This is a genomic window from Nonomuraea fuscirosea (assembly GCF_035917475.1).
In the GTDB taxonomy this organism is placed as follows: Bacteria; Actinomycetota; Actinomycetes; order Streptosporangiales; family Streptosporangiaceae; genus Nonomuraea; species Nonomuraea fuscirosea.
This window is the reverse complement of record NZ_CP109074.1, coordinates 8,135,626-8,159,743: the sequence shown is the minus strand read 5'-3', so window position 1 is coordinate 8,159,743 and position 24,118 is coordinate 8,135,626. Positions and strand designations below refer to the sequence as shown.

Genomic DNA, 24,118 nt, shown 5'->3' with positions numbered 1-24,118 from the left:
TTCGCGCCCTCATCGGTCTCGTTCCGATGGGGGCGCTCCGCGTTGCTACAGAAAGCAGGTTCAGGGTGCAGCTGGTCGTCGGCCGGATAGGCCGCCCGCACGGGATACGCGGTGACGTGACCGTGGAGGTGCGCACCGACGAACCGGAGCTGCGCTTCGCCGCCGGTACGGCGATCCGGACCGATCCGCCGGACCGGGGTCCGCTCGTCGTCACGGCCCGCCGCTGGCACAAAGGCACGCTGCTGCTGTCCCTGGAAGGGGTCACCGATCGCGACACCGCCGAGGCGCTGCGCGGCACCATGCTGGTCATCGACTCGGACGAGGTGACGCCGTCCGACGACCCCGACGAGTTCCACGACCACCAGCTCATCGGGCTCGAGGTGGTGACCGTCGCGGGCGAGCCGGTCGGGCAGGTGGACGACGTCCTGCACCACGGCCAGGACCTGCTCGTGGTACGCCGCAAGGGCCAGGAGGACGCCCTCATCCCCTTCGCCCGGGCGCTGGTGCCCGAGGTCGACCTGGAGGCGGGCAGGCTGGTCGTCGATCCGCCTAAGGGGCTGCTGTGATGCGGCTCGACATCATCTCGATCTTTCCCGAGTACTTCGCGCCGCTCGACGTCTCGCTGATCGGCAAGGCGCGGGAGCGGGGCACGCTCGACGTACGCGTGCACCAGTTGCGCGACTGGGCGTACGACGTGCACAGGACCGTGGACGACACTCCTTACGGTGGGGGTCCGGGCATGGTCATGAAGCCGGAGGTGTGGGGCGAGGCCATCGACGCGGTCATCGGCGCGGTCCCCGGCGGAGCCCGCGGCGGAGGCCACGTTCGGGGCTCGGATGAGGACGAGGGCCGCGACGGGGGAGAGGCCCGCGCCACGCCGCAGGCGAGCGCGCCGGGGCCGGTCGAGTCACAACCGGTCGCCCCTGGAACGGATGCCCCGGCAACAGTCGAGCCCACAATCGTCGCATCACCAACACCCGTCCTGCCGCGGATGATCGTCCCGACGCCGAGCGGCCGGCCGTTCAGCCAAGAGCTCGCGCAGGAGCTGGCGCAGGAGCCGTGGCTGCTGTTCGCCTGCGGCCGCTACGAGGGCATCGACTCGCGGGTCATGGAGGAATACTCCGGGCGGCTGCGCGTGGACGAGGTCAGCATCGGCGACTATGTGCTGGCCGGCGGCGAGGTGGCGGTGCTGGTCATGGTGGAGGCGATCGGCAGGCTGCTGCCCGGCGTGCTCGGCAACGCCCAGTCGGTCGTGGACGACTCGTTCGCGCCCGGGTCCATGGAGAATCTGGTCGAAGGCCCGGTCTACACCAAGCCGCCGGTGTGGCGGGGGCACGAGGTGCCCGCCGTTCTGCTGTCCGGACATCACGGAAATGTCGCCCGGTGGCGACGGGACGAAGCGATCCGGCGTACCGTACGGAATCGGCCTGAACTCGCGGCGGCGCTGGACCCCGCGAAGCTGGACAAGCACGACAGGAAGCTCCTCGACGAGCTGTCGTTTCGCGTCCGCCGGAAAGATGTGGCAAACTGAATCGCTGCCGACCATCCCGCGGTCGGTGTTGCGTGCCCGGGAATGAGCGACCCCGGGCCCCACGAGACAGCAAGCGTGTCCGCTTCCGTCGCCGCGCCCGACTCGGGTGTGGCCGGGTGGACCTCCGCGTGCCCGCGAAACTTTGAGGAATAGACTCTCATGCACACGAAGATCCAGGAGCTCGAGAAGGCGACCCTGCGCGGCGACGTGCCGGCTTTCCGCCCCGGTGACACCCTCGAGGTTCACGTACGCGTCGTCGAAGGCAACCGGTCCCGCGTCCAGGTGTTCAAGGGCTTCGTGCTGCGCAGGCAGGGCAGCGGCGCCCGCGAGACCTTCACGGTCCGCAAGGTCAGCTACGGCGTCGGCGTAGAGCGCACCTTCCCGGTGCACAGCCCGGTCATCGAGAAGATCGTGCTCGTGACCCGTGGCGACGTCCGCCGCGCCAAGCTCTACTACATGCGCGACCTGCGTGGTAAGGCCGCCCGTATCCGCGAGAAGCGTGAGACGACGGCCGCCAAGTAACCATGGCTTTTACCGATGGCCCGCGCATCGCGCGGGCCATTCGGCTTTACAGGGCCGTTTCCTTTATGTGGAGCGACTCGTGCGTGGGTGTAACGTCGGTCGAGGCTTGTCGAGCCTAGTCATCATCTAGGCTCGTCAGCGATGACTAGCGAGAGCCAGGAGCACGGCGCTGTGCGCCGCCCTGTCGAGGACGAGGTGGACGTGGTCGCCGAAGAGACTCAGCAGCCTGCCAAGGGCGAGAAGAATGAGAAGAAGGGGTCGTTCTGGAAAGAACTTCCTGTTCTCGTGGTAGTCGCCCTGGTGCTGGCCCTGATCATCAAGACGTTTGTGGTCCAGGCGTTCTATATTCCGTCGGAATCGATGGAGAACACCCTGCTGACAAATGACAGGGTCCTGGTCAACAAGCTCGTCTACCACACCCGTGACATCGAGCGCGGTGACGTGGTGGTGTTCTCGGGAGTCGATTCCTGGGACGGGGAGTTCGAGCTGGAGGAGCCGTCCAACCCCGTCGCGGCGTTCTTCCGCTGGGTCGGCACCGCGTTCGGCATCGTGCCCGGCGAGAAGGACTACATCAAGCGGGTCATCGGCGTCGGCGGTGACCACGTCAAGTGTTGCGACTCCAAGGGGCGCATCACGGTCAACGGCACACCCATCGAGGAAGAGAGTTATCTCTATCCGGGTGACGTGCCGTCCGACAAGTTCTTCGACATCACCGTGCCGCAGAACCGGCTGTGGGTGATGGGCGACCACCGTTCGGTCTCGCTCGACTCCCGCTCGCACACCGGCGATCCCGGCGGCGGCTCCATTCCCGTGGGGCAGGTCATCGGCAGGGCGTTCGTGATCGTCTGGCCGTTCGACCGGTTCTCCTCGATCGACATCCCCGACACCTTCGCGCAGCCCGCTCTCAACGCCCTCGGCGAACAGGTGCCGCTGGTCGCGGGGTTCGGGCTGGCCGTACCCTTGGTGCTGGTTCGTCGGCGCTTGCGGAAGAGGCGCTGATGGCCGTCACCAAGAAGGCGGAGGGCGTGGGCAAAGAGAAGAAGAAGGGCAGTTTCCGCGAGACTGTCCTGCTGCTCGTCATGGGCGTCGGCATCGCGCTGCTGCTGCAGGCCTTCGTGGTCGGCTCGTTCTACATCCCGTCGGAGTCGATGGAGAAGACGCTGCTGATCAACGATCGCGTCTTCGTCAACAAGCTCGCGGGCGCGCCCGATCGCGGCGACATCATCGTCTTCAAGGGATGGAACGGCGAGGACACGATCAAGAGGGTCATCGGTGTCGGCGGCGACAAGGTGGTGTGCTGCGACAAGCAGAAGCGCATCACGGTCAACGGTACGGCCCTGGACGAGTCCTCCTACCTCTATCCCAACGATTTCGCTTCCGGCGATAAGTTCGACGTCACCGTGCCCGCAGGAAAGCTCTGGCTGATGGGCGACCACCGCAGCGCCTCGGCCGACTCCCGGTCCCACATGGAGGAGCCCGGAGGCGGTTTCATCTCGGTGGACGCGGTGATCGGCACGGCCGTGGTCCGCTACTGGCCGCTGTCGCGGGGCTATCTTTTCTCCCGTCCCGACATCTTCGACAAGGTCAAGTAGGCGCGGCTTCCGGTCGCGGATTGCGGCGAATGGGGCGTACGCTGCCAGTGTCATGACAGTTGCGTTCCGCCCTCGACCGAGCGTCGTCCGGCGAGATTCCGGACTCTACGCCTATGAGCGGGCGCTCGCTCGCCGCGGCCTCAGCCCGATCGCGGGCGTGGACGAGGCCGGCCGCGGCGCGTGCGCCGGGCCGCTGGTGGTCGCGGCCGTCATCCTGCGCAAGCAGGTCGACGGCCTGGCAGACTCCAAACTTCTCACCCCCCAGGTGCGCGAACGACTCTACGAGCAGATCATCCGCGTCTCCCATGTAGGCATAGTGATCATCCCGTCGGGGGAGATCGACGCCAAAGGTCTTCACAAGTGCAACGTTTCAGGAATGCGGCGAGCTGTCGCACAGTTGCCCTGTGACCCGGAGTACATCCTGACGGACGGGTTCCCGGTCCCGGGGCTACCGGCGCCGTCTCTGGCCGTGTGGAAGGGGGACCAGGTGGCCGCATGCGTGGCGGCGGCGTCGATCGTGGCCAAGGTGACCAGGGATCGCCTCATGGTCACGCTCGACGAGCGCTACCCGCTGTACGGCTTCGCCGAGCACAAGGGGTATGTCACACCAGGACACCGGCTGGCGCTGGAAACGCATGGCCCGTGTCCTGATCACCGTTTCTCCTTCGTCACGGTGGCGAGGGGGATGGGTGAAAATGAAATGGGGGCCGGGGTTGCCTGACCAGGCGAACCGGGGGACCGGTACGACAGGAGGACCGCGATGAGCGCAGAGGATCTCGAAAAGTACGAAACCGAGATGGAGCTGCAGCTTTACCGCGAATACCGTGATGTCGTCGGTTTGTTCACGTACGTGGTGGAGACTGAACGGCGCTTCTATCTGACCAACTCGGTGGATCTCGACGTCCGTACCGCAGAGAACGGTGACGTCTTCTTCGACGTGAAGATGCAGGACGCCTGGGTGTGGGACATGTACCGGCCGGCGCGGTTCGTCAAGAACGTGCGGGTCGTGACGTTCAAGGACGTGAACGTGGAGGAGCTCGCCAAGGCGGACCTGGAAATGCCCAAGGAGGGGTTCTCGGGGTAGGGGGCGTGTGGGAAGGCTGGACGGCCTGAGCCGGCGACGGACTCACGGCCTGGTACGCGCACGGCTACAACCGCTGACGAGGCCGTTCACACCCACGGACCTGCCACGCCCGGACCGCAAGGCATGCCCGCCCGTCAGCAGTGCGGCCGCATCCATCTCAGGGCGCGCTCTCGTCTCGGGCACACCGCATCTCATGAGACCGGCCGCATCTCAGGGGATCTGGTCGCTCTCACGGTTCCAGGCGGTCGGGCCGGAAAGCTCTCACCCACGACTGCGTCATCCGAGCCGCGCTCATCCTCACGGAGGTCGCCTCTTCCCCTGGGGTGGGTCCAGCACTTGCCTGGCCGCTCATCCCCTGCACGGCGGCCCCTGCTGCTCCCCCTTCCCACGAGATTACCGAGGATGTCGCTCGCCCTTCCTGCGAGCGGAGCCGGCGCCCTCCCGGAGCCGCTCCATCTTCCTGCGGGCGAACCCTGCGCCCTCCCGGAGTCGCTCCTGCGAGCGGCCCATGCCGCTCTTCGCGGTCGCTCGACCCTCTGGCAGGGAAGGTCCTGCACTTTCTGAGCTGCTTACGCTCCCCGCGAGGCGGGCTCTGTGCTTCCCACGAGGTGGGCTCTGTGCTTCCCGCGAGGTGGGCTTCTTGCTTCCCCGGGGCCGCTCGCCCTCATCGCGGCCTGTGATCTTGAGACGCTGACTCTCGGAGGATCACGGGAAGCACTCACTGCCACGGGAGCGAGAAGCAGCCACTCGGCGGGACGTGGGAGGTGGGGGCCCGCTCCCGCGTTATCCACAGGCTCTCCCCCTCCCTCTGCCCTTATCCCCAGAACCCCGTTCGGCCCCTCATCCACCACCCCGCATCCGCGAAGGTCAGTGCGCAGACCCACCCGCACCACCCACCGGACGGAGCCGGCACATGACACCGGAGAGCAAACAAGAGCTGGGCAAACGCGGCGAGCAGGTAGCGGTGACCTACCTGGAGGCCGAGGGGATGAAGGTGATCGAACGCAACTGGCGCTGCCGCCACGGCGAGATCGACATCATCGCGGAAGACGGCTCCAACCTCGTCGTGGTGGAGGTCAAAACCCGATCGAGCAGATCACACGGCTCCGCTCTGGAGTCGGTCAGCCCCGCCAAACTCGCCCGGCTGCGCATGCTCGCGGCCAAATGGCTGTCCACGCGCACCGAAACGTACAAAGCGGTCAGAGTAGACGTGATCGCCCTCGAACGTTTCGCCGGTGACTTCGCGCTGCGTCACGTACGGGGGGCGATCTAGGTGGCCGTGGCCCGCACGCGCAGTGTGGCCCTGGTGGGCGTCACGGGCCGTACGGTGGAGGTCGAGGCCGACGTGGGCAACGGCCTGGCCGGCATCCACCTCATCGGCCTCCCCGACACCGCACTCAGCGAGGCCCGCGACCGAGTCAGATCAGCGATGGTCAACAGCAACTATCCCTGGCCGGACGCCCGCATCATCGTCAGCCTCTTCCCGGCCAGTCTCCCCAAGCGCGGATCGCAGTTCGACCTGGCCATCGCGATGGCCATCCTCGGCGCGGCCGGAGTGGTTCCCGCGGAACGGATCGCGGAGCCGTTCTTCCTCGGAGAGCTGGGCCTGGATGGCCGGATAAGGGCCGTACGCGGCGTGCTGCCCTCCGTCCTGGGTGCGGCCAAGCACGGAGACGTCACGGTCGTGGTCCCGGCGGCGAATTCCGCGGAGGCCGTCCTGGTGCCTGACGTGAAGGTGGTCCCCGTCGCGCACCTGCGCCAGCTCGTGGAGTGGCTGCGAAAGGGAGACGAACCGCCCAAACCAGAGACGGATGAGTGCCCGGAGCCGCCCAAACCCGCCACCAAGCCCGACAACATCGACCTGGCGGACGTCGTAGGCCAGCCGGTCGCCCGCCGAGCCCTCGAAGTCTGCGCGGCCGGCGGCCACAACCTCTGGATGCTCGGCCCGCCCGGCACCGGCAAGACCATGCTCGCGGAGCGCCTCCCCACCCTCCTGCCGAATCTGGAGCTCGACCATGCCCTGGAGGTCACGGCCATCCACTCGGTCGCCGGAGCCCTGCCGTCCAGCGCCCCCATGATGAGCCGGCCGCCGTTCGTCAGCCCGCACCACACGGCGACCTCCGCCGCGATCATCGGCGGCGGCAGCACGATCGTCCGCCCAGGAGCCGTCTCCCTGGCCCATCGCGGGGTGTTGTTCATGGACGAGGCGCCCGAGTTCCCGCGCCATGTCCTCGACGCGCTGAGACAGCCGCTCGAATCCGGCCGCGTGACCGTCTCCAGATCTGCCGGGTCGGTCACGTTCCCCGCCAGATTCATGCTCATCCTGGCCGCGAACCCCTGCCCCTGCGCCCAGGCCGAAGACCAGGGAGGCACCTGCAGATGCACACCCATGACGCGCCGCCGTTACCTCGGCAGGCTCTCCGGCCCGCTGCTCGACCGCATAGACATGAAGGTCGCGGTCGCGCGCTCGACCAGACGCGAGTTGCTGGCCGACCGCCAGTTCGTGGAGACCAGCGAGACGGTGGCCGAACGCGTCCTGGTGGCTCGTGAACGTGCCGCCAAACGCCTGGCCGGCACTCCGTGGCGCTCGAACGCCGAGATCCCGTCCTCCGTCCTCCACGCCGACTACCGCCCGTCCGCCGAAGCGATGCACCCCATGACGTCCTGCCTCGACTCAGGCACCCTGACCGCCCGCGGCCTGGACCGCGTGGTCCGAGTCGCCTGGACCCTCGCCGACCTGGCCGACAAGGACGTCCCCAGCCAAGACGAAACCAACGCCGCCCTCAGCTTCTGGTTGGGCGTGGAGTCCTAACCTCCAGCACCGGCAACCTGAAGACGCCACCTTCCCGCATGAGCGGGCCCGGAGACGTCGCCATCTCGCACGAACGGAGCTGCGGACGACGCCATCTCGGACACAAGCAGAGTTCCTAAACCCTCGCCATCTCGCACGAGCAGGGCCGAAGACGTCACCGTCGGACGCTGCCCCCTTACGCACTTGCGACCGACGATCGCACCTGCCACTCGTCGGTCTGAGCCAGCTCCACGACGTAGATCAAGTGACGTACCGAGATAGCACGCCGCAAGCAGTATCGACATGAAACGCCAGGTCAAAGGCCGAAACCAGTCCTGGCCGACACAACCGACGCCTGAACTGGGGCGGGCACTTCAGGCCGTCCCGGCGGGGCCAACGCGAGCCGTCATAGCCATACGCACACCCCGCCGCGCCATACACCTCCAGCCAAGCCGAACCACCCACCGCGCAGCAACCATCCGAGCCCACACCCGCACCTTGCACAGCGAACGACCGGACACTCTGCCTGCACTTTGCGCAACGACCGCCCGGAGCTCGTGCCTGCGCCTTGCCCAGCGACGGCCGAAGCCCCTGATCGCACTGTGTGCAGCGACCGGCCGGAGCTCCTGGCCGCATCTTGTACAGCTCACGACCGGGAGCCCCTGGCCGCACCTGGTGCAGCTCACGACCGGGAGCCCCTGGCCGCACCTGGTGCAGCTCACGACCGGGAGCCCCTGATCGGATCTTGCGCAGCGACCGGCCGGTGCTCCTGCCAGCGCCTTACGCAGCTCATGACCGGAGCCCCTGACCGCACCTTGTCCGACGACCGGCCGGAACCCTGACTGCACTTTGCCTAGCGGCAGGCCGGAGCCCCGACCTATGACCCCTGCACGTCCCGTACCGCCCGATCCGCAACCCGGAGCCTTGCCATGATCACCACACGCCCAGCGCCACACCAAGCTGCCACCCCGAACACGCCCCTCTCACTCCTGGCACGCACCGGACCTACGACGCCCCCCGAGCCCTTCCGGCTCGTCGCACGCATCACACCGGTCGCATCCGGTAGGGCGGTCGGATTCGGCAGGCCGGTCACGTCCGATAAGCCAGTCAGACCTGGGGCGCTAATTGCGTCCGGTACGCCGGTCAGACCGGTTGCGCCCCTTCAACACCTCACAAACGTCATGCGCGTCAACCCTGCGACTCCTGCGGCTGCTACATCCACAGGCGCGGCCATCACCGGACCAGTCATATCCACCGAGCGCGACAAAGTCCGGACAGAAGCCCTCTACCGCATGAGGCCTGGAAGGAGACCAGACCTCGCAGCGAAGACGGGACTGACAGGGAGGCCAAGCCTGTGATGGAGATCAGCATCGAGACAGCGTCGGAAAGCCGCGCGACAGCGAACCACGCGCAAGCGCAGGACGGCAGCGGCACGGCCGACAGCCGGACAGTCGACAGCGGGCCCTCGCACTCTCCCGGGCGGATCGAAACCAGGACAGCTCCTACCACTTCGACTGTTCCTCCAGGGGTCTACGGTTCCCTGGAAGCACCTGGCCCTTCCAGCCCTTCCAGCCCTTCCAGCCCTTCCAGCCCTTCCAGCCCTTCCAGCCCTTCCAGCCCTTCCAGCCCTTCCAGCCCTTCCAGCCCTTCCAGGTCCTCTAGCCCGATTAGCTCTTCTAGCCCGTGCAGGCCCTACAGCATCTCCAGGCCCTCCTGCACCTCCAAGACATGGGAGGCGTCGACCGGCACTGGGACGCCTGCTGCAGTCCCTGGCCGCCCAGATGGGACAGCCCTGGCCGCCGAAGAGTCTGGATTGTTCGAAATTGACAGATCTCGTGAGTCCGATGAAACCTCGCCGGAGGACCAGAAAACACCGGGAACTTCCGAACATGCCGGAGCCCCTCAGAACGCCCTCACCCTCACCGTCGCCGCAGAAGCGAGAGCCCCGAGCGCCACAGATGAACATGTCGTCCCCGTCATCATCGCTGCAACAGCCCAAGGCGAGGCCGAAGCCCGAGCCGCCCTCATGCGAGCCGCCGACGTAGGCGACCCCGTGATGGGCCGCCTGGTAGACCAGCACGGTGCCCAGCAGGCCGTGAGGGCGATCCGGGGCATTCCCCCTTGAACGAGGACACCTCGGAGACTGGATCTTGAGATCCAGGGGAAGAGATGTCACTGATGGTGATGAAGAACTACCCGCCCGAGTTCAAGGCCGACGCGGTGGCGTTGGTGTTGTCGAGGCCGGACCGGACGATCACGTCGATCGCGAGGGACCTCGGAGTCAGCCGCGAGACGCTGCGAGTCTGGGTGCGCGCCGCGCAGGCCAGGGGCGAAGGCGGACAACGTGGAGCCGGCGCGGCCCCGGCAGGTAAGGCCGCGTCGGGCGGGCACGTACCCTCGGACGACGTGCTAGAAGAGGAGAACAAGCAGCTCAAGGCGCGGATCCGGGAGCTGGAGCAAGAGCGGGACATCCTGCGCAAGGCGGCCAAGCTTTTCGCGGGCGAGACGAACTGGTGAACCGCTTCCAGTTCGTTGAGGATCACAAGGCGCTCTACGGGGTGAAGCGGTTGTGCCGGGTGCTGCAGGTGTCTCGCTCGGGCTTCTACCGGTGGCTCAAGGGCGCTGTGGCACGGCTGGCCCGCCGCCAGGCCGACGCGCAATTGGCCGAGCGGATGCAGCGAATCCACGCCGAGCACGACGGCACCTACGGCTCGCCCCGGATGACGGCCGAGCTGCGCGCAGCAGGGATGAAGGTCAACCACAAGCGGGTGGAACGGGTGATGCGCGAGCACGGCATCGCCGGGCTACGGCTGCGCAAGAAGATCCGCACCACCATCCCGGAGCCGGACGCGGCCCCGGTGCCGGACGTGATCCAGCGCGACTTCACCGCCGCGCAGCCGAACACCCGCTACGTCGGCGACATCACGTATCTGCCCGTCGGCGGCGGCCGTTTCCTGTACTTGGCCACGGTCGTGGATCTGTATTCGCGCCGGCTGGCAGGCTGGTCGATCGCCGGCCACATGCGCACCGAGCTCGTCATCGACGCGCTGCAGGCAGCCGCGCATACCCGGGGCGGCCGCCTGGACGGCGCGGTTTTTCACAGCGACAACGGGGCGCAGTACTGTTCGCGGGAGTTCGCCCGGGCCTGCCGCCAGCTCGGCGTCACCCGCTCGCGCGGCGCGGTCGGCACCAGCGCCGACAACGCGCTGGCCGAGTCCTTCAATGCCACCCTCAAACGCGAGACGTTGCAGGGTGCGCACCACTGGCCCGACGCCCGGACCGCCCGCCTGGCCGTGTTCCGCTGGATCACCCGCTACAACACGGTCCGACGGCACTCCCGCCTCGGCCAACTCAGCCCGATCGCCTACGAGATGATGGCAGATAGTCTGGGGCCTGCCGCCTGAAATTGGTGTTCGCGTTCATGGGGGAAGCCCCCCGCTCCCGGACCTTGCCACCGGAGTTCACCGCCCGAGAAGCCGAGCAAGCACGCCCACCCGACCTCACAGTACGCCTGAACACCTGGTACGCCCGCCTGGCGGCCTCCAACCCCGCAGCGGATGTCGAGATGGGGAAGAGTTTCGGAGCCAGGCTGATCATCCCGGGCGACTCGGAGTGGCCGACGCAGTTGGACCAGCTCGGAGCGGGCCGTCCCCTGGCGCTCTGGGCTTACGGCACCGCGGACCTCCGCTTCTCGTGCCTCAAATCGGTGGCCGTAGTAGGAGCCAGAGCCGCCACGTCGTACGGTTCTCACGTCGCGGCGGAGTTCGGTGTCGGCTTGAGCGAGTCGGGCTGGACCGTCGTGTCAGGCGGAGCGTTCGGTGTGGACGGAGCCGCGCACAAGGGAGCGCTGGCCGCCGGTGCGCCGACGGTCGTGGTCCTCGCCTGCGGTGTGGACGTCTGCTATCCGAGCAGCCACGAGGCTTTGTTCGCGGCTGTCGGGCAGCAGGGGGTCCTGATCAGCGAGTGCCCCCCCGGCGTCCATCCGACCCGAGCCCGCTTCCTCATCAGGAACCGCCTGATAGCCGCCCTGTCGCGAGGCACGGTGGTCGTCGAAGCGGCTCTCCGCAGCGGCGCCCTCAACACGGCCACCCACGCCCTGACCCTCACCAGGCACCTCGGTGCGGTGCCGGGCCCGATCACGTCGAGCATGTCCGCCGGCTGCCACAGACTCCTCCGCGAACGCAAGGCGGTGTGCGTCACCTCACCGGAGGACATGATCGAACTCGTAGGCGTGCTGGGCGACGACCTGACACCACAGACGAGAGCTCCCGCTGTTCCCAGAGACAAGCTCAACGAGTCGACGAAACGAGTCCTGGACGCGGTACCCACCCGAGGCGGCGCAGGGCCGGCATCGATCGCGGTAGCGGCCGGGGTCGGCCTGGACACGGCGTTGAGCGCCTTGGGCGGCCTGGCCGCCGCAGGCTACGTCGAACGAAGCACCAAGGGCTGGCGCCTCCGCAAACAACAAACCGCGTACCGCAGAGCCCCCGACTCCACCGCCCTCGAACCACCCCCCGCCCCCGAGCCCGACCCCGCGGAAATCCCACCCTTCCCGGAGGACTTCCCGTAACCGCCGCAGGGTCGCCCGATTAACGAGGGCGATCACGTACGCACAACACCAAGTACCAGGTGAGGCCCAGGCAGTCCCGCGAACAGGAGGCTGAAGACCTGCGTCATCAGCGAAGGAAGCCTCGGCCGATGGCGTAGCAAACGGTGCAGGCGATGCAGGGCTGCCAGGACAGGCCAATCCGCCGCGGTGAAGGCGTGCGATCAACTCCATACAGTCCCGACGCGCGACAACAGCATCACACGACGGGTTACGCCGACGGAAGTGGCGCACCACTTTGCCCTGCTCACAAACATGGAGCCGTGAGATGGTGACGGCCACCGTTTGATCCTTGGAGGGCCCTGACGAGACCGGAGAGCACAACGATGGCCGCAACCACAGTGTGGCTTCCGACTGGTCGCGGGTAAGGCAGAACGCACATCGGTGGCTCCTACTTTGTCGACCCTGTCAAGCGAGCGTTACGACGAAGATGGGGAGTGTGAGTGGGTTTGGTCGGGCCGGGGTGGCGAGGCGGACATGACCGGGTTCGTGGGTTGGAGGTGGGAGGTGTGGTGGGTATGGGTGGGCGAGTGGCCGGAAGAGTGAGCGTCTTGAATGGCGGTGGGTGTGGCGTGCGGTGGACGTTCGAGGGGACGGGCGCGGTCAGACCGTGATCGGAGAGTGATGTGGGCGTGGACGAGGTGGGCGTGGACAGGGAAGAAGTGGTGATCGAGTTCGGGCGTTATTTGTGGCTTGAGCGTGATCTTTCGCCGCACACGGTCCGGGCGTACTTGACCGACGTCAACTCCTTGCTCGATCACACGCACGGAGCGCTGGAAGGGCTCGATATCGGGTCGCTGAGGGAGTGGCTGGCCGGGCAGCATGCGGCGGGAAAGGCGCGGGCCACGCTGGCGCGCAAGACGGCTTGTGCTCGTACCTTCACCGCGTACTGCCATCGCCGCGGCTGGTTGTCGACGGATCCTGGGCTGCTGCTGGGGAGCGCCAAGGCGCCCAGGCCGCTGCCCGCCGTACTCGATCAGCGGCAGGCAGAAGCGGCCTTGGACGCCACCTCCAGCGGAGACCCCAAGGATCTGCGGGATCAGGCGCTTCTTGAGTTGTTGTATGCCACGGGCGTGCGGGTGAGTGAACTTTGCGCACTGGACGTTGACGATGTCGACCGTGAGCGGAACGTCGTCAGGGTGATGGGCAAAGGGCGCAAGGAGCGTACGGTGCCGTTCGGGCTTCCTGCTCTACGCGCGTTGGATCGGTGGTGCATCCACGGGCGGCCGTTGTGGATGAAGGCTGGAAGCGGGCCGGCTCTCTTCCTGGGGGTTCGGGGTGGGCGTATCGACGCGGGCACCGTACGGCGAGTGGTGCACGCGCGGCTGGCGCAAGTAGAGGGCGCGCCCGATCTGGGGCCGCATGGGTTGCGGCACAGTGCGGCGACGCATCTTCTTGAGGGCGGTGCCGACCTTCGCAGCGTGCAGGAACTGCTTGGGCACGCGTCCTTGAACACCACCCAGATCTACACGCATGTATCGATCGAACGGCTGCGGGCGGCGTATCGGCAGGCGCATCCTCGGGCTTGACCGATGGATTCGGTAGGGATGAGGGCGGGCGGACGTGTGCCCGTACGACGTGGGTCGACGCCCCGCGGGTCGATGCGCGAGTACGGCTACGGGTCTTACTTGGTCGGTCTGATCAATGCACCTGACGCGATGACGCGAGGCGCTCTCAGTCAGTAGGTGGCCGTTCCAGGCTCACCAGCCCTTAGGTCGGTGGGGACGGGGTTGTAGAGATGGCGAAGGGCCATTGATCGAGCGGGTACGGTACCGGCGGTTGATGTCGAACGGATCGTCGGTCAGCTCGGAGGAAGACGGCGTCGGGGAGCTGCATTTCGGCGGCGACGTCGTCCTTTACGGTGCTGACCTCGCGCTGGGCCGTGCTGAGGCGTTCTGGCTCGACGCTTGTTGCGTCTGCGGTGTGTGCTGCGCGAGGCGGTGGCGAGCAGGAGGAGCACGGCTCCCAGAAGTACGCCGACGCCGATTGTGGAGGCAGAGGTCAGCTGGGTTGAGGCTGCGTGCAGCAGGGATTGGATTGGGGATGTGGGGCGATGGCTGGCGGGTAGCGAGCCTTTGCCTGCGGTGGTAGCACTTTTGTCGCTCTCGCTCTCGCTCTCGCCGTAGCCGTCACTGATGCTGTCGCGGCCAGGGCCAGGGCCAGGGCCAGGGCCAGGGCCAGGGCCAGGGCCAGAGCTAAGGCCAGCGCCGGAGGTGGTGGCGTTCATGGTCGCTGTTGTGGTGGTGCTGACGATCGTGGCGGTGGTCGTATTTGTGCTCGCGGCCGCGCTGGTGCTGGTGATGGTGTCGGCGGTTGCGATGATCTTGTCGGTGTCGGTGTCGGTGTCGGTGTCGGTGTCGGTGTCGGTGTCGGTGTCAGTGCTTGTGGTTGTGGTCAGGCCAGCTTGGGCGGCCGGGTTCTGGAACGTCTCTGTGGTCGTACCGGGGGTGGTGTTCGCTGGGACGGTGGTGCGAATGAACGGGGCGAGTGCCATGGTCAGGAGGCTGATGCCTGGTGTCGCGGGGGACGAGGTCAGGAACAGGGTTGGTGGATCTATCGATGGCGGTTGCGTTGGGGTTCCGCGTGGGAAGGGCGGTGTTCCTATCTGTGGAATTGGGGTTGAGAGGTGTGCTGCGGATTGTGGGAGTGAGGCTGCCGAGGGGTGGAGCGGTGTTTGCGAGTGTGGGGGCGGGGCTGGTTTTGAGTGGGGGAGGGCGTGCGAGGGGGGTGCTGTAAGCGGGGAAAGCATGGTTTGGGCTGAGGGTGGATGCTGGGGGTCGTGTGTCTTGGTCGTGGATCGGGGCCAGAAAGGGAGGAGGCGGATGGGGGCTTGGCCTAGAAGGGCGAGAGGGTTGAGGTAGCGGGTGTCGCGGAGGAGGCCCCAGTGCAGGCATGACTCCGGGCAGTGGGTCTTCGAGTCTTCGAGGGTACCGATCTGGGCGCCTGCTGCGATGGGTTGGCCGCGGTGTACGGATGCTGTGACGGGGAGGTAGGTCGTACGGAGGCCGTCTGGGTGATCTATGGCGATCACGCCCTTTCCGGCGACTGGGCCGGCGAAGCGGATCGTGCCTGAGCCTGAGGCCAGGACGGGGGCGGATACGGGGGCGGCCAGGTCGATGCCTCGGTGACCGGCGAGCCAGGGCTCTGGAGGTGGGGTGAAGCGGCGCACGAGCCTGGGGTGTCCGTCCAGAGGCCAGCGCCAGGGGGTCGGAGAGGCTCTGGCTGGGGGAGTGAGGATGGGGAGGATCAGGGTCGCGGAGATGAGTGTGGCCACGATGGCGGCTCTGAGCAGTGCCGGTCTCGTTCGGGGGTGAGGGTGTGGTCGCGGATCAGCGTGCACCAGCGGGCGAGAGGTGGAAGCTGGAGAGATGGGTGGGACGGGGCAGGTCGTGTTGACGTTCATGCGGGGAGTTTGGCGGGGTTGCCTTGGGTCGCGAGGTGGTGAACGTCGTTCTGTGGATAGAGGGCGCAGCGGACGGGCGCCTGTGGATAACGCGGTTGCGGGATGGTGAGGGTGAGGCATGATGGGGACGCCTGCCGCGGGACGGCGGGTCGACTCGATCAAGTGGTTCGTGGGCTACACGCCTGGTGACACTGCGGTTACGTGGTCCGGGGACGATGGTTGGCGCGGTGCGGACGTAGAGGTGACGTCCAGATCCAGACGGTGCTCAGAGCGATGCCCGCGGCGCAGATGAGGATGACAGGGCGCAAGCCGATGAGTTCGGCGACCAGACCGCCGGCGAGGCCGCCCAGGGCCAGTACGCCTTGAACGGCGAAGGTCATGGTGGCGTTGACCCGGCCACGGAGCTCCGGGGACGTCTCCCGGAGGATGATCGCACCCATGCAAGTGGCGAAGGCGACGACGATGCCGCCGGTGATCGTGCCTGTCAGGACGAGGATCGAGATCTTCCACCAAAGAGAGCCGTTCAGCAGACCCACCGTGAGGATCTCCATGGGGAAGAAGATCACGGCGATGATGAGGACGCGGTCCTCGCCGTAGCGCTTGGACAGGCGGGCCGTTGTCCATGCGCCGAGCAGGCCGCCGGCGCCGCCCAGGGCGATGAGGACACCGATAAGGCTTTTGGGGATGTCAAGCGTGTTCAGCATGTAGAGCATGTAGACGGCCGTGTACGCCATGGCGAAGAAGTTGATCGTGACGCCCGCGCCCAGGAGCGCGCGGAGTATCGGATGGGTGACGCTGGCCTTCAGGCCTTCCATGACGTCCTGCCACATGCCTCGCGAGGTCGTGGCGGTGTTCTTCTCCGGGGTTCGGATGGAGCGGAGCAGTAGGGCCGAGGTCAGGAACGACAGAGCTTCCGCCAGTACGGCCAAGGGTGCCGTGAGGAGCTGCACCAGGAGGCCTGCCAAGCCGGGGCCGCTGACTGATGCGACGGAATACGAGGCGTGGAAGCCGGCCATCGCCTCCGTGCGCTGGGCCGTGGGGACTACGGCCGCGATGTGGGGGAAGTTCGCCGCTTTGAAGAGCACGCCGGCCGTACCGATCACGAGGGCCACGACGATCAGCCAGACGACGTTCAGCACGCCGAGCAGCCAGGCGAGCGGGATCGTGGCTGCGGCAGCACATGAGACGAGTTCGCAAGCGATCATCATCGGGCGATGACGGGTGAGCCGGTCGGCGATGGCGCCCGACTGGAGGCCGAACGCGAGAGCGGGCACCGAGGCGGCGGCGGTCAACATGCCCATCTGGGATGGGGAAGCGGTCAACAGGGTGACAGCGGTCAGCGGGATGGCCAGCTTCGACACTTCTGAGCCGGTGATGGAGATCGTTCGGGCGGTCCAAAGCAGGCGATAGTCGCGTTGCTTCCTCAAGGGGGTTGGCAGGGGAGCATTCTCAGCGGTGGTCGGAGGGTCGGGTCGGCTAATGCCTGCCTCTCCGGTCTCGGTGCATCCGGAGGGCGTGGCCGGGGGTTCGGTGAGGTCAGGGATGCTACTGGCCTCATGATGTCCAGGCTGATGCGAGTGGGGATGGCGGGTGAGGGTGGCGTCGGCCAAACTGTGAAGGGAACGCTTCATGATTATGAAGATATCCCTTCACAGTTATGAAAGCAATGCTTCACGTCCGATGTTGAGTACCGTTGGCACATGACGCGGCACGGTGAAGGGCTCAGTGATCCCAAAGCGATGCGGGCGCTGGCTCATCCGGCGAGATTGATGATCCTCAACAGGCTGAACGTGGAGGGCAGCGCCACCGCCACCGAGGTGGCGGAGATCGCGGGGATCACTCCCAGCGCCGCCAGTTATCACCTGCGGATGCTGGCCAAGTACGGGTTCGTGGAGGACGCACCGCCGAGGGGGGATGGCAGGGAGCGGCTCTGGAAGGCGGTGGGCAAGCCGGTCAGCGTGGGGGTGCAGCCTGATGATCAGCCTGATGTCCGGGAGGCCAAGGTCACGTTGATCACGGCGTTCCGCCGGGAGGCCAACGAGGAGGCTGAACGGGCGCTGGCGAACATCGATCAGGAGCCCGAGGAGTGGCGCGATGCGACCCTGTTCGGTCGTTACCGGATCAGGGTCGATGCCGAGGAGCTCGCCCAGTTGAACCGGGAGATCGGGAAGTTGATCGAACCTTTCGTGGTGCAGCGCCGGCGTGAAGGGGTCGCACCGAAGGGGGCCCGAGTGGCTGAGGCTCAGGTCAATCTGTTCCCGGTGGTGGCTAGGGCGGTGCCGGGGCTGCCCACCGAAGACCACGGTGCGGCTGGAGGTAAGTGAGGTACGCGGCCCCGTGTGGAGTGTGGGGTGTAAGGGGTCGGTGTGGGGTGCGCCTGGCTTCGGCAGAGCGTGGGGAGTCCAGCGGGAATGGGTGAGTGTGGGCTTGATCCGCTTTGACGGGCATCCGAGATCAGGTGTGTTGCGACAAGCGCTAGAACCCGAGCGTCCGCTGGGTCCATTTCAGACGCCGTTGACAAGGGGTTCGTCCGCGGAAGGGCGTCCATGACGGAGAGCATGGGGAAGAAGAAGGCGCGTCCTCGCCGTTCGTTCACGCCGGAGTTCAAAGCTGAGATCGTCGAGTTGTGCCGGCGTGGTGATCGCTCGGTTGGGCAGGTGGTCGAGGAGTTCGATCTGACCGAGACCCTGGTGCGGCAGTGGGTGCGTCAGGCCGAGGTTGATGCCGGGCGGCGTGAGGGGCTGACCAGTAGCGAGCGGGAGGAGCTGGCGGCGCTGCGGCGGGAGAACCGGCGGCTGCGTGAGGATGTCGACGTTCTCAAGCGGGCGACGGTCTTCTTCGATAAGGAGACCCGGTGAGCGTGCACCCGTTCAATCGAGGCGGAGAAGCGTTCTTTGAGGCGGAGAAGCAGGGCGGTCACGGCGTCAAGCGGCCGTGTGAGTTGCTGGGAGGCTCCCGTGCTGTCTTCTACGCACGCCGTAATGCCGCCCCTGGACCGGGGGCGGTGCGCGATGGCGAGCTGGCCGAATAGATCGCCCAGGTCCACGGGTGCTCCTGGGGTAGCTAAGGCGCACCGCGGGTGCATTCCACGGCATCGTCCGGGATCTCGTGACGGCGATGAGCGGAGCACAGTTTGCAGCGGGAGGGTGAGCCGTGCGGCCGGCGGCGGGTGCGGTTGCTCCGCTTTGACGGACGCCATGGCGGTGGTGGGCAGGCAGGTGCGGCGACTTAGTAGTAGCGGCGGGGGGTTGATCGTCCGGGGGTGCTCGGAGAAAAGGGAAGGGCTGAAGGCGGGGGCGCTGACGGTCGGCTACCTGTGGTGATCGACGATCACATGCTGAGCGAGCGGCAAGCTGTCGCTTTCCGGTTGTCCTGGTCGCAGTGACATTTCGTAAGAATTCGCTCTTTGGGCGGTTCGGCGCCGGGGTCCGCGGCAGTTCCGGGACCCCGAGGCGTTCGATCACTGTCGACTGATCGTGAGGCGGTCGGCTGGCCGGGGGCGTGCCATGGCTGCGTGGTTCGCATGTCGGGCAACGGGGTTGGGTCGGTTGTTCGACGAGGGTGAAGGTCTGTGGGTGGGGTCAGGCGTGCAGAGTGGGGCGGTAGATGAGTTCTTGGGTGTGGCCGTCGAGGGTTCTGCTCTCGATCAGTTCTAGGTCGAAGTCGGCCGCGCCTTGGAAGATCGGGTCCAGTCCGGTCTGACCGGTGATCACTGGGAAGATGGTCACCTGGATGCGGTCGACCAGGCCGGCGGCCATCAGCGCCCGGTTCAGCGACAGGCTGCCGTGCGAGCGCAACGGCACCTCGGACTCCTCCTTCATCTGGGCGACGATGTCGACGGCGTCGCCGCTCACCAAGGTCGCGTCGCGCCAGTCGAGGGGGCCTTTCAGCGTGGTCGACACCACGGTCGCCGGCAGATTCGTCATGCGGGTCACCCAAGGGTCACGGACCTCGGACTCCTCGGTGCTCGTGGCCAGCATCTGTGTGAACGCCCGGAACGTGTTGGCCCCGAAGACCATCCGCTGCTCCTCCTCGTACAGGGAGAGGCGGTGGTCAAGCAGTTCGGGACCTTGCTTGCCCCAGTAGCCGGTCCAGTCGCCACTGGCGGCGCCGAAGCCGTCGAGGCTGGTGAAGACGTCGAAGGTGTAGGTGGCGGTCATGATGGCCTCCTGCGGCGTGGGTGATCGGTATATGAAGACAGACCGGCGACCTGGGTGAAACTCATCGATGTTGGAGTCGCGCTGTCGTGAAGTTGTTGGAGTCGTGTAGTTCGGTGGCTTGCCGAGCGGATTGGCCGGCTGCCCGCTGTTGAGTGTGGTCGTCGGAGGTTGGACGTAGCGGGGGCGGTTTCTGCTGGGGAAGTGGGGCGGGTTGTGGGTCGGCGGCAAGACCGTTGGACAAGGGGGGCAGGGCAGGTGAGGAGGCAGGGCTTGAGCACGGACAGGTGGTTGTGAAGGTGCGTGTGGTGGGGTTATGGCGGGCTGGGAAAGGGGCGGAGAACGATGCGCCGGCCGGTGACCCAGCCGAGAATGCGATGGATCACCGTGACCAGGAACTCCGCGGCCAGGTGGTCGGGGTCGTCCAGACTGCGCAGGTCGATCTCGACGGCGACCAGTGGCGGACGCTCCGTCATCCGCAGCCGGGGCGCGCCGAGTTCGGCCTTCGACCGCAGGTGGTGACGATCAAGGGTTTGTTTGGGCCTCTGTAGGTTCTGCCTGGACGTGTTAGGTCGGGTGGAGTGGCTGGTCCGTGGGCAGGGGTGAGGGTCCGTGTGGATGTGTGGAGGCGTAGGTGCCTGGGCGGGCGGTGCTGGCGGTGCTGGCGGTGCTGGCGGTGCGGGCGGTACGGGTCCTGTGGGTGAGGTGAGTCGTGTGCTCTGTGGCAGGTGAGCGTTGTGGATGGGGTGGGTGGAATGGGCGTTGCGGGTCGAGTGGGTGAGGGGGTCCTGGGTGCGGTGGGACTGGGGGAATGGGAGGTGCGGTTCTGTGGGGTGAGGCGGATCGTATGGCCGTGTGGTGGGTGGGCGTTATGGGTGGGGTGGGGTGGGACTGGGGGAATGGGAGGTGCGGTTCTGTTGGGGTGAGGCGGGTCGTATGCCTGTGGTGGGTGGGCGTTATGGGTGGGGTGGGACTGGGGGAATGGGAGGTGCGGTGGGCGTTGTGGGTGGGGTGGGCGATTTGGGGCTGGGGGGTTGGTGAGTGGTGGGTGGCGGAGGAGCGGAATGTCTGGTTGACCGCAGACGGTCAGCCTGGGGTGGTGTGGGAGGTAGACTTTTCGGTGGCCTGTGACCACAGGCCGACTTCGCATGCCCCATTGCGGACCGCGCCATCGGTCCGGGCCATGTGCCCGGCGGGAGCGGGTTCGGGGCATCAGGGCGGCAGACAACGTGCTGCTGCGGCATAACCGAGAACCGCGCCCATCCGCAGGGCGCCCAGACCTGGAGGACCAGAACATGGCCCCCGTCGTCACCATGCGACAGCTGCTTGAGAGTGGCGTTCACTTCGGGCACCAGACCCGGCGCTGGAACCCGAAGATGAAGCGTTTCATCTTCACCGAGCGCAACGGCATTTACATCATCGACCTGCAGAAGTCTCTGTCGTACATCGACCGGGCCTACGACTTCGTGAAGGAGACGGTCGCCCACGGCGGCACGATTCTCTTCATCGGCACGAAGAAGCAGGCTCAGGAGGCCATCTCCGAGCAGGCCGCGCGGGTCGGCATGCCGTACGTCAACCAGCGTTGGCTGGGTGGCATGCTCACCAACTTCTCCACCGTGCACAAGAGGCTGCAGCGTCTGAAGGAGCTCGAGGAGCTCGACTTCGACAACGTCGCGGCCTCGGGGCTCACCAAGAAGGAGCTCCTGATGCGCCGTCGCGAGAAGGACAAGCTCGAGCGTACGCTCGGCGGCATCCGTGACATGGGTCGCGTGCCCAGCGCGGTGTGGGTCGTCGACACCAAGAAGGAGCACATCGCGATCAGTGAGGCCAAGAAGCTTGGCATCCCTGTCGTCGCGATCCTCGACACCAACTGCGACCCCGACGAGGTCGACTATCCGATCCCGGGCAACGACGACGCCATCCGCGCCGTCGGCCTGCTGACCAGGGTCGTCGCCGACGGTGTCGCGGCCGGTCTGATGGCTCGCTCCGGCGCCGCTCGCGGTGACGAGAAGCCGGCCGCCGCCGAGCCGCTGGCCGAGTGGGAGCGCGAGCTCATCGAGCAGGGCACCCCTGAGCGTGCGGCTGACGAGGCCGCGCCGGCTGAGCCGGCTGCTCCTGAGGCCGCCGCCGAGGAGGCTCCCGCTGCTGAGGCCGCTGCTCCCGAGGCCGTTGCCGCCGAGGCTGCTCCGGCCGAGGCTGCTCCGGCCGAGGAGGCTCCGGCTGAGGCCGCCGCCGAGGGCGAGAACGCGCAGCCGCAGGCCTGAGGCTGAGGCCGAAGCTGAGGCCTTGGTAAGGGCGGGGCACGACTTCTGACGTCCCCGCCCTCTTCGGGGCACGCATGCGGGTTGGCAGGCGAGAGCTTCCGGCCTCTTGGACGGACGGTTACCGGTCGGAAGGTCGGCAGGCGCCGGTCCGAGGCTGGGAACGCCGGTCTGAGGTTGAGGCTGGGAGCGCCGGGCTAAGGCTGGATGTCAGCTAAGGCTGGATGTCGGCTGAGGGCCGGGCCAGGCCGGGTGTTGTGTCGGCTTGAGTTGGGCACCGGTCTAGCGCCGGACGCCAGCTCAGGGCGGACACTGGCCCAAGGTCGGGTACTGACTTGGAGCCGGGACATCGACCCAAGGTCAGGTGTCGGCTTGAGGCCGGGACACCGGCTCGAAGGTCCGGTGTCGGCTCAGGGGCGGACACCCGCCTAAGGTCAGGTGTCGGCTTGGGGTTGGGACATCAGCCCAAGGCCGGGTGCTGGCTTAGGGCCGGAACGTCGGCTTAGAGCCGGGTGCTGGCTTGGGGCAGGGAAACCGGCTCGGAGTCGGGTGCTGGCTCGAGGTCGGATGTCGGCTTGGGGCCGGGGCGCTGACTCGAGGTCGGGCACATCGGCTCCGAGTCGGGTGCCGGCTTAGGGCGGGCACTGGCTTTCAGGGTCGGTGTCGGTTCAAGGTCGGTGTCGGTTCAAAGCTGGTGTCGGTACGAGGTCGGTTGGCTCTGGTTCTGCCGCTGGTAGAGCCGGGTTGGCTGAGCTTGGCCGCGGCTGCCGAAGCTGAGGTTGGCTGAAGTACAGGTTGGCCAGGGCTGAGGGTGCTGAAGCTGAGCGACTGATGGTGGTCGGTTCGCGCAGGGTCTGCAGTCGGCCGGAGTAGGTCGGTGCAGGTTGTGCGGTCGGCTGAGGTTCGTTCGCACACGTTCTGTGCGATCAGCCGAAGTCGGTTCTGCACGTTCTGTGCGATCAGCCGCGGTCGGTCCTGCACGTTCTGTGTGATCGGCCGCGGTCGGTTCCGCACGGATGCGTGGTCGGCCGAGGTTGGTCGCGCACGTCTTGTGTGGTCGGCTGAGGTCGGTGGCGCAGGTTCTGTGGCTGATGTGAGGCGGTGCTGAGCTGAGGTGGTAAGCCGAGGCGAGGCTGGGCAGTATGCCGAGCGAAGCAGCAGCGAGGCCGGGCCGACCCGGGCCCCGAGTAAGGCAAGGCTCCCGTACGGCATACGCCTGCCGTACGAACAGAGGGTGGGAGGCCGGATCCCGGCACCTGCCCCATCCACGATGACGACGACGAAATCCCACAAGGAAAAAGAGCAATGGCTTCCGTGAACATGGCCGACGTCAAGCGGCTTCGCGAGATCACCGCTGCCGGCATGATGGACTGCAAGAAGGCGCTGGAGGAGTCCGAGGGCGACTTCGACCGCGCCATCGAGCTGCTGCGCCTGAAGGGCGCCAAGGACGTGGGCAAGCGTGAGGCCCGTACCGCGTCCAACGGCCTGGTGGCGCTCAAGCAGGACGGCGACTCCGCTGCCGCGCTTCTCGAGCTCAACTGCGAGACGGACTTCGTGGCCAAGGGCGAGCGCTTCCAGGAGCTGGCCGCCCAGGTCGTCGCGCACGTCCTGGAGAGCAAGCCGGCCGACGTGGCGACGCTGCTCGAGTCCTCCGTCGACGGCAAGACCGTCAAGGAGCTCCTCGACACCGCCAACGCCGCGCTGGGTGAGAAGATCGAGATCCGGCGCTTCGCGGTGCTGGAGGGCGGCTACATCGGCGCGTACATGCACAAGACCGACCCGGCGCTGCCGCCGGCGGTCGGGGTGCTGGTCCAGCTGGACAAGCCGAACGCCGAGGTCGCCAAGGACGTCGCGCAGCACGCCGCCGCGATGGCTCCGCAGTACCTGAAGGCCGCTTCCGTGCCCGCCGAGGTCGTCGAGAAGGAGCGCAAGCTCTTCGAGGAGATGACCCGTGAGGAGGGCAAGCCCGAGGCCGCCATCGGCAAGATCGTCGAGGGTCGCGTGAACGGCTGGTACAAGGACTTCACGCTGCTGCAGCAGGCCTTCGTCAAGGACAACAAGAAGAGCGTGGGCAAGTACGCCGAAGAGAATGGCGTCGAGGTGCTGGGCTTTGTCCGATTCAAGGTCGGTCAGGCTTAGGCTTAGGCAAGCTGCCAGCTCACAGATCCGCC

20 protein-coding genes and 1 pseudogene are annotated in these 24,118 nt (G+C 66.9%); 17 read left to right on the top strand and 4 right to left on the bottom strand.

Annotated features, from left to right (window positions below):
* Positions 1-65: 65 nt before the first annotated feature.
* The 13 genes from rimM to OIE67_RS36940 all read left to right on the top strand — a co-directional run bounded on the left by rimM (position 66) and on the right by OIE67_RS36940 (position 14,987).
* On the top strand, positions 66-566 hold the full coding sequence (gene rimM, locus OIE67_RS37000) for a ribosome maturation factor RimM (protein ID WP_326629276.1): 501 nt from the start codon (positions 66-68) through the stop codon (positions 564-566).
* Positions 566-1,531, top strand: a complete 966-nt coding sequence (gene trmD / locus OIE67_RS36995; RefSeq protein ID WP_326629274.1) for a tRNA (guanosine(37)-N1)-methyltransferase TrmD — start codon at positions 566-568, stop codon at positions 1,529-1,531. Before rimM ends, trmD begins: the two co-directional genes overlap by 1 nt.
* A 159-nt stretch (positions 1,532-1,690) precedes the next feature.
* Positions 1,691-2,053 carry a 50S ribosomal protein L19 gene (rplS, locus tag OIE67_RS36990; protein ID WP_106251970.1) on the top strand — a complete coding sequence of 121 codons (363 nt, stop codon included), beginning with the start codon at positions 1,691-1,693 and terminating at the stop codon, positions 2,051-2,053.
* Positions 2,054-2,194: 141 nt separating this feature from the next.
* Entirely contained in the window at positions 2,195-3,052 is an 858-nt protein-coding gene (lepB, locus tag OIE67_RS36985; RefSeq protein WP_106251972.1) for a signal peptidase I, read from the top strand.
* Positions 3,052-3,645 carry a signal peptidase I gene (gene lepB / locus OIE67_RS36980; protein ID WP_106251973.1) on the top strand — a complete coding sequence of 198 codons (594 nt, stop codon included), beginning with the start codon at positions 3,052-3,054 and terminating at the stop codon, positions 3,643-3,645. Before lepB (OIE67_RS36985) ends, lepB (OIE67_RS36980) begins: the two co-directional genes overlap by 1 nt.
* A 52-nt stretch (positions 3,646-3,697) precedes the next feature.
* Positions 3,698-4,366, top strand: a complete 669-nt coding sequence (locus OIE67_RS36975; protein ID WP_106251975.1) for a ribonuclease HII — start codon at positions 3,698-3,700, stop codon at positions 4,364-4,366.
* 39 nt (positions 4,367-4,405) lie between these two features.
* Complete coding sequence (locus OIE67_RS36970; protein ID WP_026215037.1) at positions 4,406-4,729, top strand: DUF2469 domain-containing protein; 324 nt, start codon at positions 4,406-4,408, stop codon at positions 4,727-4,729.
* A 913-nt stretch (positions 4,730-5,642) separates the two neighbouring features.
* Positions 5,643-6,002 (top strand): YraN family protein, encoded by a 360-nt coding sequence (locus tag OIE67_RS36965; protein ID WP_326629250.1) that lies wholly within the window; start codon positions 5,643-5,645, stop codon positions 6,000-6,002.
* Positions 6,003-7,541: a YifB family Mg chelatase-like AAA ATPase gene (locus OIE67_RS36960; protein ID WP_326629248.1), complete on the top strand. Its 1,539-nt coding sequence runs from the start codon at positions 6,003-6,005 to the stop codon at positions 7,539-7,541.
* Positions 7,542-9,698: 2,157 nt separating this feature from the next.
* Positions 9,699-10,924, top strand: a protein-coding gene (locus tag OIE67_RS36955) for an IS3 family transposase (protein ID WP_326645367.1) whose coding sequence is annotated in 2 segments (ribosomal slippage) — positions 9,699-10,011 and positions 10,011-10,924 — 1,227 coding nt in all. Because the reading frame shifts where the segments join, the coding sequence is not laid out codon by codon here.
* A gap of 161 nt (positions 10,925-11,085) precedes the next feature.
* Positions 11,086-12,090 (top strand): DNA-processing protein DprA, encoded by a 1,005-nt coding sequence (dprA, locus tag OIE67_RS36950; RefSeq protein ID WP_326629246.1) that lies wholly within the window; start codon positions 11,086-11,088, stop codon positions 12,088-12,090.
* A 668-nt stretch (positions 12,091-12,758) separates the two neighbouring features.
* A complete protein-coding gene (locus OIE67_RS36945) occupies positions 12,759-13,655 on the top strand; it encodes a tyrosine recombinase XerC (protein ID WP_326629244.1) in 897 nt (298 codons plus the stop codon).
* 696 nt (positions 13,656-14,351) lie between these two features.
* Entirely contained in the window at positions 14,352-14,987 is a 636-nt protein-coding gene (locus OIE67_RS36940; RefSeq protein WP_326629242.1) for a hypothetical protein, read from the top strand.
* 47 nt (positions 14,988-15,034) lie between these two features.
* Here the strand turns inward: OIE67_RS36940 and OIE67_RS55615 are convergent.
* Both OIE67_RS55615 and OIE67_RS36935 read right to left on the bottom strand, forming a co-directional pair.
* A pseudogene (locus OIE67_RS55615) lies at positions 15,035-15,529 on the bottom strand (M23 family metallopeptidase); the annotation flags it as partial.
* Positions 15,530-15,726: 197 nt separating this feature from the next.
* Positions 15,727-16,956 (bottom strand): MFS transporter, encoded by a 1,230-nt coding sequence (locus tag OIE67_RS36935; protein WP_326629239.1) that lies wholly within the window; start codon positions 16,954-16,956, stop codon positions 15,727-15,729.
* Positions 16,957-17,229: 273 nt separating this feature from the next.
* Here OIE67_RS36935 and OIE67_RS36930 point away from each other — a divergent pair, with 273 nt between their 5' ends.
* On the top strand, positions 17,230-17,853 hold the full coding sequence (locus OIE67_RS36930) for a metalloregulator ArsR/SmtB family transcription factor (protein ID WP_326629237.1): 624 nt from the start codon (positions 17,230-17,232) through the stop codon (positions 17,851-17,853).
* Positions 17,854-18,087: 234 nt separating this feature from the next.
* Positions 18,088-18,387 carry a transposase gene (locus OIE67_RS36925; RefSeq protein ID WP_326629235.1) on the top strand — a complete coding sequence of 100 codons (300 nt, stop codon included), beginning with the start codon at positions 18,088-18,090 and terminating at the stop codon, positions 18,385-18,387.
* A 723-nt stretch (positions 18,388-19,110) separates the two neighbouring features.
* Here OIE67_RS36925 and OIE67_RS36920 read toward each other — a convergent pair.
* A complete protein-coding gene (locus tag OIE67_RS36920; RefSeq protein ID WP_326629232.1) occupies positions 19,111-19,689 on the bottom strand; it encodes a dihydrofolate reductase family protein in 579 nt (192 codons plus the stop codon).
* 311 nt (positions 19,690-20,000) lie between these two features.
* Positions 20,001-20,162: a hypothetical protein gene (locus tag OIE67_RS36915; RefSeq protein ID WP_326629230.1), complete on the bottom strand. Its 162-nt coding sequence runs from the start codon at positions 20,160-20,162 to the stop codon at positions 20,001-20,003.
* 819 nt (positions 20,163-20,981) lie between these two features.
* Between OIE67_RS36915 and rpsB the strand changes: the two genes are divergently transcribed.
* Both rpsB and tsf read left to right on the top strand, forming a co-directional pair.
* A complete protein-coding gene (gene rpsB / locus OIE67_RS36910) occupies positions 20,982-21,950 on the top strand; it encodes a 30S ribosomal protein S2 (RefSeq protein WP_326629227.1) in 969 nt (322 codons plus the stop codon).
* A gap of 1,302 nt (positions 21,951-23,252) precedes the next feature.
* Positions 23,253-24,086 carry a translation elongation factor Ts gene (gene tsf / locus OIE67_RS36905; RefSeq protein WP_106251991.1) on the top strand — a complete coding sequence of 278 codons (834 nt, stop codon included), beginning with the start codon at positions 23,253-23,255 and terminating at the stop codon, positions 24,084-24,086.
* The last annotated feature ends 32 nt before the right edge of the window (positions 24,087-24,118 follow it).

Bases quoted from the DNA above. Each gene is read 5' to 3' on its own strand.
- trmD (WP_326629274.1), top strand. From the start codon at position 566: ATGCGGCTCGACATCATCTCGATCTTTCCCGAGTACTTCGCGCCGCTC.
- rplS (WP_106251970.1), top strand. From the start codon at position 1,691: ATGCACACGAAGATCCAGGAGCTCGAGAAGGCGACCCTGCGCGGCGAC.
- lepB (WP_106251972.1), top strand. From the start codon at position 2,195: ATGACTAGCGAGAGCCAGGAGCACGGCGCTGTGCGCCGCCCTGTCGAG.
- lepB (WP_106251973.1), top strand. From the start codon at position 3,052: ATGGCCGTCACCAAGAAGGCGGAGGGCGTGGGCAAAGAGAAGAAGAAG.
- OIE67_RS36975 (WP_106251975.1), top strand. From the start codon at position 3,698: ATGACAGTTGCGTTCCGCCCTCGACCGAGCGTCGTCCGGCGAGATTCC.
- OIE67_RS36970 (WP_026215037.1), top strand. From the start codon at position 4,406: ATGAGCGCAGAGGATCTCGAAAAGTACGAAACCGAGATGGAGCTGCAG.
- OIE67_RS36965 (WP_326629250.1), top strand. From the start codon at position 5,643: ATGACACCGGAGAGCAAACAAGAGCTGGGCAAACGCGGCGAGCAGGTA.
- dprA (WP_326629246.1), top strand. From the start codon at position 11,086: ATGGGGAAGAGTTTCGGAGCCAGGCTGATCATCCCGGGCGACTCGGAG.
- OIE67_RS36940 (WP_326629242.1), top strand. From the start codon at position 14,352: ATGGTCGCTGTTGTGGTGGTGCTGACGATCGTGGCGGTGGTCGTATTT.
- OIE67_RS36930 (WP_326629237.1), top strand. From the start codon at position 17,230: ATGACGCGGCACGGTGAAGGGCTCAGTGATCCCAAAGCGATGCGGGCG.
- OIE67_RS36925 (WP_326629235.1), top strand. From the start codon at position 18,088: ATGGGGAAGAAGAAGGCGCGTCCTCGCCGTTCGTTCACGCCGGAGTTC.
- OIE67_RS36920 (WP_326629232.1), bottom strand. From the start codon at position 19,689: ATGACCGCCACCTACACCTTCGACGTCTTCACCAGCCTCGACGGCTTC.
- OIE67_RS36915 (WP_326629230.1), bottom strand. From the start codon at position 20,162: ATGACGGAGCGTCCGCCACTGGTCGCCGTCGAGATCGACCTGCGCAGT.
- rpsB (WP_326629227.1), top strand. From the start codon at position 20,982: ATGGCCCCCGTCGTCACCATGCGACAGCTGCTTGAGAGTGGCGTTCAC.
- tsf (WP_106251991.1), top strand. From the start codon at position 23,253: ATGGCTTCCGTGAACATGGCCGACGTCAAGCGGCTTCGCGAGATCACC.